This window comes from Microbacterium sp. 22242 (assembly GCF_052045495.1).
Taxonomy (GTDB): domain Bacteria; phylum Actinomycetota; class Actinomycetes; order Actinomycetales; family Microbacteriaceae; genus Microbacterium.
On sequence record NZ_JBQEOZ010000012.1, the window covers coordinates 22,954 to 36,201 of the forward strand.

The following is a 13,248-nucleotide window of genomic DNA, read 5'->3' on the forward strand; positions in this document are numbered from 1 at the left end:
TTCTACTTGGCGCGCCCGCCGTGTTGCCCACTGTGATGAACGGAACGTCCGTCATCGCAAAGGCGCCAGCGATGACGCCGCAGAAAGTGGTGGAATCCACGGCTTCGATCGTGAAACGGGTGCGCGAAAGATCTGGCTTGACTTGGGACCAGTTCGCACGAGCCTTCAATGTGTCGCGTCGCGCTGCCCACCACTGGGCGTCAGGCGGAAAGCTCAGCGCCTCAAACTCAACGCTTCTCGCGGAATTCAATCAGCTTGTGACTGCCATCGACTCAACAGACCCGGATGAGGTGCGGAACCGGCTCATCAATGCTGACGGCTCCGGAGAGAGCCCCTTGGAAGCATTCCGGAAGCTTGCGCTTGGAGCGTTTGCAGAGGCTCGTCCACGTGTTGCGTCGCTGGAAGCGACACTGGACCAGAGCTAAGCGTGGACGATGGTGAGCGTCTCGACGCGTTCTGTCGGGAGCTTCGACAAGGAGACATGCTCGCGTTGCGCGAGATCTATGTTGGTTCAGAACTCGTCGACTGCCCGGATGGCGTAGTGATTATCTCGCAGACGTGCGATCTAGTTCGTCCCGTCGAGCGGCCCAACATTGTGGTGGCGAAAGCCGTGCGGCTGGATCCCGGCGTCGCAAACGATGCTCTGCGCGGAAAACGTCCAAGATGGGTCGCGGTCCGCGAGGAGCCCGATGTTGTCTTCGCGGACCTAGAGATGATTTCCTCGATCTCGAAATCGGCGGCGTTGGAGCTGTCCGTCGAGCGATCCATACCTGACCACCAATGGGACGCCCAGCGGCGATTTGCTCAACGAGTAGGGCGTAGGTTTTCGCGGCTGGCGTTGCCGGATAACGTCGTGCCGTGGTTCGGTGGGCTCAGTGATCTGGTTCTCAGCAAAGCAGGAAAGCCGAATAGTCCCGTGGGCCGCGCGATCGAAGCGATCGCGGAGATACGAGTTGCGGCCGACGACTGGACCAGGATCGGCGCATCCGTGGACCTGTATATCGTGTTGGAGCCGGGTGAACTGCCTATGCTGCCTGACGAGCCAGAGGAATGGACTCCTTCGTCATCCGACGAGAAGTCGCTCCGCACTATGGCGGGCGTAGCCGAGCGCTTGTTCCCGGCTAACGGAGTCCGGCCCAGCGGTGCTGAGCGAAATGCATTGTGGTGGCGGGTGGCGGAATTCGTCCAGGAGATCATCGTCCCGACAGGCCCATTCGCCCAGGTCTCAGCAGTGAAAGAAGCTATCGCGTCGGTGGCCGTGTCGATTGTCGATGAGACCGAGTTCACGATGGCCCAGTACCGCCGGTCTGACGAACTGGATCTGTCTCATCTTTCGCCGCCACTGCCTCTCGCGAATGACGGTGGGGTGATCGATCAGGAAGCGTGAGGAGCGCCCGGACCGCGGCGGGGCGAGGACCGGACGCACGGCAGAGCGGCCATGCCCGCGCCGGCCGGAGGCCGGCCATGAACGAGTAAAGAAAGTTCTCACAGCTCCCACGCCCTCATCGTGGCACCTCTCTACGTCCGGCACGTTTTGCGAACGCGTCAATCGCGTCGAGGATTTCCGTGCTGCGCCAGAACGGGCCGAGCTTGTGCTCCGCTTTCGCGGTGAGGATGCCCGCCTCCACGAGCGTCTTCAGCGGTGGGTAGACGTTCGGGCGCTGGACTCTCAGTTCTTGCGCTGCCGTGGCGGCATCCAGCACTGGCCGGCGGGCGAGGACTTCGAGAAGCCGCCAGGCGTTGCTCGATCGGCGAACGGTGAGCCTTGTCGTCCACGACTCCTGGATCCGGTCGATATCTGTGACGAGTTGCCGGGCGTTGTCGATGGCGCGCATCGATGCGTTGGCGAAGGCCATGACGATCGGGGAGACATCGCCTGACCGGTACTCCGTAAGTGCTCGGTGATAGCCCCCTACATCTGCGAGCAGTCCGGCGGAGACGGGCGCAGCAACGTTCCGCGTGACGCCTCTGTGACGGAGCATGGCCTGCGCCAGGGCGCGTCCGGTGCGCCCATTGCCGTCGCTGAACGGGTGGATTGTTTCGAACTGCGCGTGTGCGACGGCCACCGCGGTGAGCGGGGGAAGATCCGTCCGCTCAGCGAAGGCGGCAAGGTCCGACATGAGGGAGGGGATTCGGTCGTGGCTGGGTGCGACGAACTCGGCGCCGATCGGGCTGTCCGATCGAGTTCCGATCCAGACCGGTTCGTCGCGCCACTCGCCCGGCGTGTGGCGTGGTTGCCCAGACATGAGCACGCGGTGCATCTCGCGCACTGCAGCGGGAGACACATCATCGCTGAGTTCGAGGGCGGCTCGCAAGGCGAGTGTGTTGGCGGCGATCAGCTCCGCATTGCGACTTGTCTTCGCTCCGAGTTCTGCGCTGAAGATCGCTCGGGCGCTCGCGGTTAGGTTCTCTATTTGCGATGAAGAGGCCGACTCGGATCGGAGCAGTACGGGGGCGAACGCGGCGACGCGATGACCCAGTTCCGCATCGAATCGACTCAGCTCAGTGGTTGCGGTCGCGGCCGCATCTGTGGCTTCGAGGGACGGGGTGGGCATCAGGCCGGCGATCGGCGGCGGGATGGATGCCCTATATGGTCCGAGGCCGAAGCCACTCGTCGGCCGCCAGGTCTTGTCTGCCCAGGTCAGCGACGGCCAGGCGTGGACGGGGGTGCTCATACCCGCCCGCGGCTCTCCGTATGGGTAATCGAGTTACTCATAACATGAGACTACGTCGTGTATGAGTAAGTCGTACAACAAGTGGAGGAGAATCTTCACGACCATGCCACTCCGAACAGGCGGATGCGGAGCGTGATGGCGTCGGCGACAGGCCGTTCGATTAGCGGCTTAACGAGACGGACGATGATCGCGTCTTCGCCCGGCTGGCCAGCGCCTTGTCGACATCGTGGGGGTGCCTGGTCCAATTAGGTGGCTAAACGGCATCTGTGCGCTCCTACGCGGTCGGGGCCCGCGGGGAGGGATAGGCGTGGGGTGGCCTTCGGTTGCCCTTGCCGGCACCAAACCGGCCCAACTCTCGTTGGCGGCGGGTCTTGTCTCGCTTCGCTCGCTCAGCGACCGGGGGCTTCACTCGCTCAGCGACCGGGGCTTCACTCGCTCTACGACCGGTCGTAACAGCCAAGGGCACCGGCCGAGAAACCGTCTCTCACCTGGGGAAAGACGAAACCCCCGCGATGTAGAAGCTACGCGAGGGTTCCTGGGGTGATTGTAACGATCACCCGTGTGGCTCCGACCGGCATCGATCCGGTGACCTTTCGATTTTCAGTCGAACGCTCTACCAACTGAGCTACAGAGCCGCACAAGCCGGAAGGTGGAAGCTTCTGACCTGCGCCCTAGACGAAAGGCCTTTCCGAAGAAAGGCCCGTCGCTTGGAGCGACCCTGACGGGACTTGAACCCGCGACCTCCGCCGTGACAGGGCGGCACGCTAACCAACTGCGCTACAGGGCCAGAACTATGAAATTGTATCGGAAAGAGTGACCCCAACGGGATTCGAACCCGTGCTACCGCCGTGAAAGGGCGGCGTCCTAGGCCGCTAAACGATGGGGCCGGAGGCGAACCTCGGGGGTTCCCTTGCCGACGCTCAAGCATAAGGGGTTCCCGAGCGAAAACGCCAATCGAGGGCGCGTCAGGCTGGATCCCGGGCGTGTCCAGGAGGATGATGGCTGGTGGCCCGAACCCGACCTGGCACCCTGTCCACCCCTCCTGATCCGCAGAGATCCGCGATCCGAAGGGGATGCGAGGGTTGCGCCCGTGGCTGATGTTGTTAGTGTGACATGAGTGAAACCGGCGAAAGGGAGCCGCGTGAACCATCCGAACTTCTCAGGCGTCAGGCGCGGATCCGGGCCGACGTCCGCCGTTCGGCGTGCCCGCGCGGCCCGCCGCTCCCGCCGCGGCCTCTTCAGCGCCGCACTGAGCCTCGGCGCCGTGGGCGCCCTGGTGCTCAGCCTCTTCGTGGGGACGCCCGCCGCCCTCGCGGACGACTACCCCTCCTGGGATGACGTGCAGGCGGCGAAGGCCAACGAGGCCGCCGCGGGCGCCGAGGTCTCCCGCATCCAGGGCCTGATCGCCGGCCTCACGCAGAACGTCGCCGACACCAAGGCCGCGGCCGAGGCCGCCGGAAACGAGTTCTTCGCCGCGCAACAGGCGATGAACGAGCAGGCCCGCCGCACCGACGAGCTGCAGGCGCAGGCCGACGCGAAGAAGAAGCTGGCCGACGAGACGGCGAGCAAGGCCGGCCAGATCGCCGCACAGCTCTCCCGCGACGGCGGCGACACCACGGCGCTGCAGCTCTTCTTCTCCGAGTCCAAGAGCAACACCGACCAGCTGCTGCACCGCCTGGGCCAGATGGACCGGGTCCTCGCCGGCACGCAGGCGATCTACGACCGCGCGCTCCAGGCGAAGAACACCGCGCAGTCGCTGACGGATCAGGCCACCGCGGCGAAGAAGGAGCGCGACCGCCTCGCCCAGGTCGCCCAGGACAAGATGCAGAAGGCGCAGGCCGCCTCGCAAGCCGCACAGGCCGCGCTCGCGGATCAGCAGGCCCACCTCGGTCAGCTGCAGGCCCAGCTCACCGCCCTTCAGGACACGACGGCGAAGACCGTCGCGGGCTATCAGGCCGGAGAGGCCGCCCGTGCGGCCGCCGAGGCAGCCCGTCAGGCGGCCGAGGCCAAGGCCCGTGAAGAAGCCGCAGCAGCTGCGGCCGCTGCCGCGAACAACGGCGGAGGCGGCGGTGGCGGCGGAGGCGGCGGCGGTGGTGGCGCATGGGTGCGTCCGTTCGGCGGCTACCAGTCCTCCGGCTACGGCCCTCGCGTTCCCGACTGCAACTCGAGCGGCTACTGCTCCTCGAGCTTCCACTACGGCGTCGACCTCGCCGACGGCAGCTGCGGAGATCCCATCTACGCGGCGCACTCCGGCACCGTCGACTACGCGGGCTGGAACGGCGGCTACGGCAACTACATCCGCATCGAGAACAATGACGGCACCGGGATGGGCACCGGCTACGGGCACATCAAGGACGGCGGGTTCAACGTGGGATCCGGTCAGTGGGTCAACGCCGGACAGGTGATCGCCTACGCGGGCAACACCGGCGGATCCTTCGGCTGCCACCTGCACTTCGAGGTCTACCAGGACGACAGCCCGATCAACCCGATCATCTTCATGGAGAACCAGGGCGTCGACATGTCCTGATCCCCGGGATCCGACGACAAGACCCCGGACCGCTCATGCGGTGCCCGGGGGTCTTTGTCGCTGCGGGGTCCGCGACCGACCGGGGACGAGCCGGCGATCGGTCGCGGAGCGGTCAGTGGCCGTCGTCGGCGAAGCGCTCGATCGCCTCGTTCAGGATCCGCTGCGCCTCGGCGGCGTCGCCCCACGCGTCGACCTTGACCCACTTGTTGGGCTCGAGGTCCTTGTAGTGCTCGAAGAAGTGCGCGATCTCCTTCTTCGTGTACTCGGCCAGGTCGTCCACGTCCTGGATGTGCGACCAGCGCGGATCCTTCGAGAGCACGGCGACCAGCTTGTCGTCGCCGCCGGCCTCGTCGCTCATCTTCAGCACGGCGACCGGGCGCACGTTCACCACGACGCCGGGGAAGATCGCCTGGTCGAGCAGCACCAGCACGTCCAGCGGGTCGCCGTCCTCGCCGAGGGTGTTGTCGAAGTAGCCGTAGTCGGCCGGGTAGCCGAAGGTCGTGTAGAGCACGCGGTCGAGGTGCACTCGCCCGGTCTCGTGGTCGACCTCGTACTTCACGCGGCTGCCGCGCGGGATCTCGATGACGGCGTCGTGTGCGCTCATGCCTGTGCTCCTGTGGTGATGCGAAGGAAAGACGGGAAGGATGGCGACCAGCCTACCGGGGCGGATGCGGGCGGCTAGCGTGGGGACATGCCCGATGCCCCGCTCTCGCCCGCCGTCGCCGAGGTCAGGCTGGCCGTGCGCGCCGCGCTCACCGCGCTGCCGGATCCCCCCGCCGCCGTGATCGTCGCGCTCTCCGGCGGTGCGGATTCCCTCGCGCTCGCCGCCGCCACCGCGTTCGAGGCCAGGGCGGCGGGGATCCGGACGCTGAGCGTGACCGTGGATCACGGGCTGCAGGAGGGCTCCGATCGCATCGCCGCCGACGCTGCAGCCGCGGCGCAGAGCCTCGGGATCGACGCGAGGGTGCAGCGGGTCACCGTCGCAGCTTCCGCGGACGGGCCGGAGGCGGACGCCCGCGTCGCGCGCTACGCGGCGCTGCGCGCGGTCGCGCAGGCCGAGAACGCGCCGGTGCTGCTGGGGCACACGCTCGACGATCAGGCCGAGACCGTGCTGCTCGGGCTCTCCCGGGGATCCGGCGCCGCGAGCCTGCAGGGCATGGCTCCGGTGCGCGCCGACGACGACGGCGTGCGCTGGGTCCGCCCGCTGCTCGCCGTGCGCCGCGCGACCACGAGGGCCGCCTGTGCCGCGTCGGGCCTGGGCGCCTGGGACGACCCGCACAACGCGGATCCGCGCTACCTGCGCGTGCGCGTGCGGGAACGGGTGCTGCCCGTGCTCGAGGCAGAGCTGGGCCCGGGCATCGCCGAGGCCCTCGCCCGCACGGCGGAGCAGCTGCGCGAGGACGCCGAGGCGTTCGACGAGATCATCCACGAGACCATCGAGGACATCGTCGAGCACGCGGAGGCAGGCATCTCGGTGAGCGCCGCCGCGCTGGCCGCCAATCCGGCCGCCCTGCGCAACCGCATCATCCGTCTGGTCGTGCAGAGCGAGTTCGGAGTCGGGCTGACCCGCCGCCAGACCCTCGAGGTCGCCCGGCTCGTCACGGACTGGTCCGGCCAGGGCCCGATCGACCTGCCGGGGTGCACCGCCGCACGCCGGGGCGGGCGGATCGTGTTCCGGTCCCGCTGAGCTCGCCGCCCAGAGGAGACGTCTACTTCTTCGCGCCGAAGAGGCCGCCGAGGATCTCGCCGATCACGGCGCCGGCGCCCGCGGCGGTCGACGATCCGCCGGATCCGGACGAGCTGCCGCCGAACAGTCCGCCGAGACCGCCGAGGATCTCGCCCAGCCCGCCGGATCCGCTCGTTCCGCCCGTGCCTCCGGAGCCGCCCTCGCCGCCGAGCAGGCCGCCGAGGATGTCCCCCAGCCCACCGCCCCCGGAGGCGGACCCTCCTGTCTTGCCCTTCCGGCTGTTCGCGATGATGCCCATCACGATCGGGGCGAGGATCGGCAGCAGCTTGCCGAAGTCGATGCCGGCGGTCTTCGGCGCGTTCGTGAGCGCCTCGGCGACCTGCTTCTTGTCGTCGCCGAACACGTGCGACACGATCTTCTCGCCGTCCGCCTGATCGACGTCGTTGACCGAGGAGGCGCCGGAGAAGCCGTCGTGCTTCGAAAGGGCCTGCTCGAGCGCGGCGGAGCCCTCCGGCGTCTCGGCGTTCTTCGCGAGCCCGCCGATGAGCGCGGCCCCGCCCTCGTGGACGGCCTGACGGGCGACATCGTCGCTGACGCCGAGCTTCTGGGCGATGTCGCTGATCGGCACCTGCGCGAGGATCTCGTCGATGTCCATGGGAATCCTTCCGTTCCGGCGGGTGCTCGGGTTCCGGTGCACTCTGCCCGCCGTTCCCGCTCACCGTATCGGTCAGCGCACTGTCGAGGACAGAGCCACCCTGTCGCATAAAATCGACGCATGCGCGCTGCGGACATCCAGGACGACCTCTCCCAGATCCTCGTCACGGAGGAGGAGATCCGCGCGAAGCTCGACGAGCTCGCCGCGCGCGTGGCCGAGGACTACGCGGGCAAGGACCTGCTGCTGGTCGGCGTGCTCAAGGGCGCGATCATGGTCATGGCCGACTTCGCCCGCGCGCTCCCGTTCCACGCCCCGATGGACTGGATGGCGGTGTCGAGCTACGGGGCGAGCACCAAGTCGAGCGGCGTCGTGCAGATCCGCAAGGACCTCGACACCGACCTGAACGACAAGCACGTGCTGATCGTGGAGGACATCATCGACTCCGGCCTGACGTTGAGCTGGCTGCTGGAGAACTTCGCGTCGCGCGGGGCGGAGTCGATCGAGGTGCTCGCGCTGCTGCGCAAGCCCGAGGCCGCGAAGGTGCACATCGACTGCAAGTACGTCGGCTTCGACATCCCCACCGAGTTCGTGGTCGGCTACGGCCTGGACTACGCCGAGCGCTACCGCAACCTGCGCGACGTCGCGGTGCTCGCCCCGCACGTGTACGCCTGAATCGACGCGCGCACCGCGGTTCGCCATGGGCGAATCCCCAGCAGGGGCCAAGCGCTGTCGCGATACGCTGATCCGATCATGGATGTCAAGAAGATCACGCGCAATCCGCTCACTTATGTGGCGTTGATCGGTCTGCTTCTGGTCGGCGGGTTCCTGCTGATCACGAACCTCGGATCCTCCTCGCAGGTGTCCACCCAGCAGGGGCTGGACCTGCTCAAGGGCGGATCCGTCACCAAGGTGCTCAACACCGACGGAGACCAGCGCGTGGACATGACGCTGTCCAAGCCGTTCCACGGCGCCGACACCGTGCAGTTCTACTACGTCCAGGCCCGCGCCGCGGAGGTCGTCAAGGCGGTCGACGATGCCGCCCCCAAGGACGGCTACAACGACGCCGTGCCGAAGGCGAGCTGGTTCGACAGCTTCCTGTCCATCATGATCCCGGTGCTGGTGCTCGCCCTGCTGTTCTGGTGGCTGATGTCCAGCGCGCAGGGCGGCAACAGCAAGATCATGCAGTTCGGCAAGTCGCGGGCGAAGCTCGTCAACAAGGAGAACCCGACGGTCACCTTCGCCGATGTCGCGGGTGCCGACGAGGCGATCGAGGAGCTCCACGAGATCAAGGAGTTCCTGCAGGATCCGGGCAAGTTCCAGGCGATCGGCGCGCGCATCCCGAAGGGCGTGCTGCTGTACGGCCCTCCCGGAACCGGAAAGACCCTGCTCGCCCGCGCCGTCGCCGGTGAGGCGGGCGCCCCGTTCTACTCGATCTCCGGATCCGACTTCGTCGAGATGTTCGTCGGCGTCGGCGCCTCGCGCGTGCGCGACCTGTTCACCCAGGCGAAGGAGAACGCCCCCGCGATCATCTTCATCGACGAGATCGACGCCGTCGGCCGGCACCGCGGCGCGGGACTCGGCGGCGGCAACGACGAGCGCGAGCAGACACTGAACCAGATGCTCGTGGAGATGGACGGCTTCGATCCGAACGCGAACGTCATCGTGATCGCGGCGACCAACCGCCCCGACATCCTCGACCCCGCGCTGCTGCGTCCGGGCCGCTTCGACCGGCAGATCGGCGTGGACGCGCCCGACCTCAAGGGCCGCCAGCGGATCCTCGAGGTGCACGCGAAGGGCAAGCCGCTCGCGAACGGCGTCGACCTCGAGGTCGTCGCCCGCAAGACGCCGGGCTTCACCGGCGCCGACCTCGCCAACGTTCTGAACGAGGCGGCGCTGCTGACCGCCCGCTCGAACGCGCAGCTCATCGACAACCGGGCGCTGGACGAGGCGATCGACCGCGTCATCGCCGGCCCGCAGCGCCGCACCCGCGTGATGAAGGACAAGGAGAAGCTCATCACGGCGTATCACGAGGGCGGTCACGCGCTCGCGGCGGCGGCGATGAACTACACGGATCCGGTCACCAAGATCACGATCCTGCCCCGCGGCAAGGCCCTCGGCTACACCATGGTGCTGCCGCTGGACGACAAGTACTCGGTCACCCGCAACGAGCTGCAGGACCAGCTGACCTACGCGATGGGCGGCCGCGTCGCCGAGGAGCTCGTGTTCCACGATCCGACCACGGGCGCCTCGAACGACATCGAGAAGGCCACGGCGATCGCCCGCAAGATGGTGCTCGAGTACGGCATGACGACCGACCTCGGGCCCGTGAAGCTGGGCGCCGAGGGCGGCGAGCCGTTCGCGGGCCGCGACATGGGCCGTGGCCGCGAGTACTCCGAGACCATCGCCGAGCGGGTGGACACGCAGGTGCGCGCGCTCATCGAGCAGGCGCACAACGAGGCGTACCGGGTCATCAGCGAGAACCGCGACATCCTCGACCGGCTCGCCCGCGAGCTGCTCGAGAAGGAGACGCTGGACCACAACCAGATCGCCGAGATCTTCACCGAGATCCGCAAGCTCCCGGAGCGCCCGCAGTGGCTCTCCAGCGAGGACCGCCCGGTGTCGCTGCTGCCCCCGATCGAGATGCCGCAGCGCGGCGTTGAGGTGGGCGCCGCCGCGAACGAAGCGGCGCAGCCGTCATCCGAGCGGCGGCCCGCGGGCGGCGGGAAGCCGCGTCCCGCGACGGCCTGACCGTGGCCGTCGACCGGGAGCGCGTCGCCGCGCTGACCCGCGAGCTGCTGCTCGCGATCGGCGAGGATCCGGAGCGGCCGGGGCTGAAGCAGACCCCGGCCCGGATCGCCGACCTCTATGCGGAGTTCTTCGCGGGTGTCGGCGAGGACCCCGCGGCTCCTCTCGCGCACACGATCAGCGTCTCGCACGGGCCCGCGCCCGACACGCTGCCCTCCGGAGCGGTGCTGCTGCGCGGGATCCGGTTCCGTTCCGTGTGCGAACACCATCTGCTGCCGTTCGCCGGGCACGCGCACATCGCGTACCTGCCGGGGGAGCACGTGGTCGGGCTGGGCACCCTGGTGAAGGTCGTCGAGATCCTCGCCGCCCGTCCCCAGGTGCAGGAGCGCCTCGGCGAGCAGGTCGCCGAGGCCATCGCCTCCCACCTCGACGCGCAGGGCGTGCTGGTCGTGATGGACGCCGTGCACGAGTGCGTCACGATGCGCGGCGGCCGGCAGACCGAGGCATCCACGCTCACGATCGCCGCCCGCGGCGTGTACACGGATCCGGTCGCCCGCGCCGAGCTGATCGCGCTGATCGGCCCTTCGACGGGCTCAGGGGCCGGTTCGTCCGCGGGCGCGAGCGGATGACGGCGATCTGGGGGATCGTCAACGCCACCCCCGACTCGTTCAGCGACGGCGGCCGCTACGCCGACGTCGACCGGGCCATCGCGCGCGGCCTGCTGCTGCGCTCCCAGGGCGCGGCGGTGCTCGACATCGGCGGCGAGTCCACCCGCCCCGGGGCCGAGCGCGTTCCCGTCGCCGAGGAGCAGCGCCGCGTCCTCCCGGTGATCGAGCGCCTGGCCGCCGAGGGGATCCCGGTGAGCGTCGACACCCTCAACGCGACGACCGCGGTGGCGGCCGTGGCCGCGGGAGCGCGGATCGTCAACGACGTGTCCGGCGGACTCGCGGATCCCGACATGCTCGTCGCCGTCGCCGAGAGCGGCGCCGACATCGCCCTCGGACACTGGCGCGGCCCCTCCGCGGACATGTATGCGCGGGCCGAATACACCAGGGTCGGACGCGAGGTCGCCGCCGAGCTGCGTGCGCGCATCGCGGCGGCCGCAGCCGCCGGCATCGCCCCGTCCCGGATCATCGTGGACCCCGGCGTCGGCTTCGCGAAGACTGCGGGGCAGAACTGGGACCTGCTGCGCGAGCTCTCCGACGTCGTCGCGCTGGGGCCGCGCGTGCTCGTGGGCACCTCGCGCAAGCGGTTCCTCGCCGATGCGCTCGGCGGCGACGCCGATGAGCGCCGCAGAGACCTGGCGACGGCGGTGACGAGCGTGCTCGCCGCGCGCGCCGGCGTCTGGGCCGTGCGCGTGCACGACGTGGCGGCCACCCGCGACGCCCTCGCCGTGCGCAGCGCCTGGGACGGCTGAGCGCTTGCTCGACCACGCGGTGCTCGGGATGTGTCCCCGGGCCGCCGTACGCTAGGGGTCATGGACTTCCTCGACGAGATCTCCTTGACGGGACTGACCGTCTACGGCTACCACGGCGTGTACGACCACGAACGCGCCGAAGGGCAGCCCTTCCTCGTCGACCTGCGTCTGCACCTCTCGCTGCGGACTGCCGCGGAGAGCGACGACGTCGCCGACACGGTGCACTACGGCGAACTGGCCGAGCGGGTCGCCGCGGTCGTGGCGGGTGAGCCGGTGAACCTGCTCGAGAAGCTCGCGGCGCGCATCGCCGACATCGTCCTGGAGGACGAGCGCGTACGTCACGTCGCCGTCACCGTGCACAAGCCGCAGGCGCCGATCCCGCTGACCTTCGCCGACGTGTCCGTCACCGTGCACCGCGGCCGGAGCGACGCATGACCCCGCCCATCCGCCCGATCCCGCCGCGCGGTCACCGCCTGCCGGCGATCGACCCGCGCCCCGAGGAGGAGGCGGTCCCCGCGGTCGTCGCGCTCGGCTCCAATCTCGGCGACTCCGCCGCCACGATCGCCGAGGCGGTGCAGGCGATCCGCCGGCTGCCCCTCGTCGACGACGTGCGGGTGTCCCGGATCTTCCGGACCGTGGCGGTGCGACCGGAGGGGCCGGATCCGGCCGCACCCGAGTTCGCGAACGCCGTCGCGATCGTGACGACGCGGCTCGCTCCGCCGGTGCTGCTCGGCATGCTGCACGCGATCGAGGAGCAGCACGGCCGTGTCCGCGCCGAGCGCTGGGGCGACCGGACCCTCGATCTGGATCTGATCGCGTACGGCGATCTGCAGAGCGACGAGGAGCACCTGCTGCTGCCGCATCCCCGTGCGGCGGAGCGGTCCTTCGTGCTCGCCCCCTGGCTGGACGTCGATCCCGACGCCGTGCTGCCGGGGAAGGGCAGGGTCGCCGATCTGCTGGCCGCGCTCGAGGGCAGCGCATGAAGCGCATCTCCCCGATCCTGCTGCTCGTGCTGGCGCTCGCCGGCGCCGCGGCGGGCTTCCTGCTCGATCACGCGCTGACGATGGCGGGGCGGGCGACCTTCACACCGGCGCTGGTGCTGCCGATCTTCCTCGTGCTGCTGGGCATCTCCGTGTTCGTGTTCGCGTGGCCCATCCGGCGCAGCGTCCGCTCGACGCCGCGGCGAAGGGTGGACCCGTTCCGCGCCGTGCGCGTGGCCATGCTGGCGCGGGCGTCGAGCCTGCTCGGCGCCGTCATCCTCGGCATCGGCGTCGGTCTGGGCGCGTACCTGCTGCTCCGGCCGATCGAGCCGCCGATAGGCTCGATGACGGCCGTCGTCGCCACCGCGGTCGGTGCGCTGGTGCTGACGGTCGCGGCGATGATCGCCGAGAGCTTCTGCATGCTGCCCGGTGGGGGTGGCCCGCACGACCCCGACGGCCCGACCGGGCCGCACCTGGAGGACGACGATGACGACCATCCCCGAGCCGCCGCGAACACCGGGCACTGAGTCGGCGTCGGCGCCGGAGGCGCCTCACACGGCGC

Annotated in this window: 14 protein-coding genes and 3 tRNA genes; 11 read left to right on the forward strand and 6 right to left on the reverse strand. The window is 69.0% G+C overall.

The features are described from left to right. Positions 1-71 precede the first annotated feature (71 nt). On the forward strand, positions 72-425 hold the full coding sequence (locus ACTJJZ_RS13260; protein WP_440721660.1) for a hypothetical protein: 354 nt from the start codon (positions 72-74) through the stop codon (positions 423-425). Positions 426-481: 56 nt separating this feature from the next. After that, positions 482-1,387, forward strand: a complete 906-nt coding sequence (locus ACTJJZ_RS13265; protein ID WP_440721661.1) for a hypothetical protein — start codon at positions 482-484, stop codon at positions 1,385-1,387. A gap of 115 nt (positions 1,388-1,502) precedes the next feature. On the opposite strand, the gene ACTJJZ_RS13270 is transcribed toward ACTJJZ_RS13265, so the two are convergent. The 4 genes from ACTJJZ_RS13270 to ACTJJZ_RS13285 all read right to left on the reverse strand — a co-directional run bounded on the left by ACTJJZ_RS13270 (position 1,503) and on the right by ACTJJZ_RS13285 (position 3,562). Next, positions 1,503-2,675 carry a Fic family protein gene (locus tag ACTJJZ_RS13270; RefSeq protein WP_440721662.1) on the reverse strand — a complete coding sequence of 391 codons (1,173 nt, stop codon included), beginning with the start codon at positions 2,673-2,675 and terminating at the stop codon, positions 1,503-1,505. A gap of 562 nt (positions 2,676-3,237) precedes the next feature. Beyond that, positions 3,238-3,310: transfer RNA gene (locus ACTJJZ_RS13275), tRNA-Phe, on the reverse strand. Between the two features lie 78 nt (positions 3,311-3,388). Further along, positions 3,389-3,462, reverse strand: a tRNA-Asp gene (locus tag ACTJJZ_RS13280). 27 nt (positions 3,463-3,489) lie between these two features. Beyond that, a tRNA-Glu gene (locus ACTJJZ_RS13285) sits at positions 3,490-3,562 on the reverse strand. Positions 3,563-3,939: 377 nt separating this feature from the next. Here ACTJJZ_RS13285 and ACTJJZ_RS13290 point away from each other — a divergent pair. Further along, complete coding sequence (locus tag ACTJJZ_RS13290) at positions 3,940-5,202, forward strand: M23 family metallopeptidase (protein WP_440721663.1); 1,263 nt, start codon at positions 3,940-3,942, stop codon at positions 5,200-5,202. Between the two features lie 112 nt (positions 5,203-5,314). Here ACTJJZ_RS13290 and ppa read toward each other — a convergent pair whose 3' ends face one another. Continuing rightward, positions 5,315-5,806: an inorganic diphosphatase gene (gene ppa, locus ACTJJZ_RS13295; RefSeq protein ID WP_440721664.1), complete on the reverse strand. Its 492-nt coding sequence runs from the start codon at positions 5,804-5,806 to the stop codon at positions 5,315-5,317. An 87-nt stretch (positions 5,807-5,893) separates the two neighbouring features. On the opposite strand from ppa, the gene tilS reads away from it, so the two are divergent. After that, positions 5,894-6,889 (forward strand): tRNA lysidine(34) synthetase TilS, encoded by a 996-nt coding sequence (tilS, locus tag ACTJJZ_RS13300; RefSeq protein ID WP_440721665.1) that lies wholly within the window; start codon positions 5,894-5,896, stop codon positions 6,887-6,889. Between the two features lie 22 nt (positions 6,890-6,911). Here tilS and ACTJJZ_RS13305 read toward each other — a convergent pair whose 3' ends face one another. After that, positions 6,912-7,544, reverse strand: a complete 633-nt coding sequence (locus tag ACTJJZ_RS13305; protein WP_440721666.1) for a DUF937 domain-containing protein — start codon at positions 7,542-7,544, stop codon at positions 6,912-6,914. A 120-nt stretch (positions 7,545-7,664) separates the two neighbouring features. Between ACTJJZ_RS13305 and hpt the strand changes: the two genes are divergently transcribed. The 7 genes from hpt to ACTJJZ_RS13340 all read left to right on the forward strand — a co-directional run bounded on the left by hpt (position 7,665) and on the right by ACTJJZ_RS13340 (position 13,213). Next, positions 7,665-8,216 (forward strand): hypoxanthine phosphoribosyltransferase, encoded by a 552-nt coding sequence (gene hpt, locus ACTJJZ_RS13310; RefSeq protein ID WP_440721667.1) that lies wholly within the window; start codon positions 7,665-7,667, stop codon positions 8,214-8,216. 78 nt (positions 8,217-8,294) lie between these two features. Then, positions 8,295-10,292 carry an ATP-dependent zinc metalloprotease FtsH gene (gene ftsH / locus ACTJJZ_RS13315; protein ID WP_440721668.1) on the forward strand — a complete coding sequence of 666 codons (1,998 nt, stop codon included), beginning with the start codon at positions 8,295-8,297 and terminating at the stop codon, positions 10,290-10,292. 2 nt (positions 10,293-10,294) lie between these two features. Continuing rightward, entirely contained in the window at positions 10,295-10,918 is a 624-nt protein-coding gene (folE, locus tag ACTJJZ_RS13320) for a GTP cyclohydrolase I (RefSeq protein ID WP_440721669.1), read from the forward strand. Further along, positions 10,915-11,706, forward strand: a complete 792-nt coding sequence (gene folP / locus ACTJJZ_RS13325) for a dihydropteroate synthase (protein WP_440721670.1) — start codon at positions 10,915-10,917, stop codon at positions 11,704-11,706. Before folE ends, folP begins: the two co-directional genes overlap by 4 nt. Positions 11,707-11,766: 60 nt before the next feature. After that, the gene (gene folB / locus ACTJJZ_RS13330) at positions 11,767-12,141 is read left to right on the forward strand and encodes a dihydroneopterin aldolase (RefSeq protein ID WP_440721671.1); all 375 of its coding nucleotides are present in this window, start codon (positions 11,767-11,769) and stop codon (positions 12,139-12,141) included. Further along, positions 12,138-12,689 carry a 2-amino-4-hydroxy-6-hydroxymethyldihydropteridine diphosphokinase gene (gene folK, locus ACTJJZ_RS13335; protein WP_440721672.1) on the forward strand — a complete coding sequence of 184 codons (552 nt, stop codon included), beginning with the start codon at positions 12,138-12,140 and terminating at the stop codon, positions 12,687-12,689. The genes folB and folK overlap by 4 nt, the downstream gene beginning before the upstream one ends. Then, positions 12,686-13,213: a DUF3180 domain-containing protein gene (locus tag ACTJJZ_RS13340; RefSeq protein WP_440721673.1), complete on the forward strand. Its 528-nt coding sequence runs from the start codon at positions 12,686-12,688 to the stop codon at positions 13,211-13,213. Before folK ends, ACTJJZ_RS13340 begins: the two co-directional genes overlap by 4 nt. Positions 13,214-13,248 lie beyond the last annotated feature (35 nt).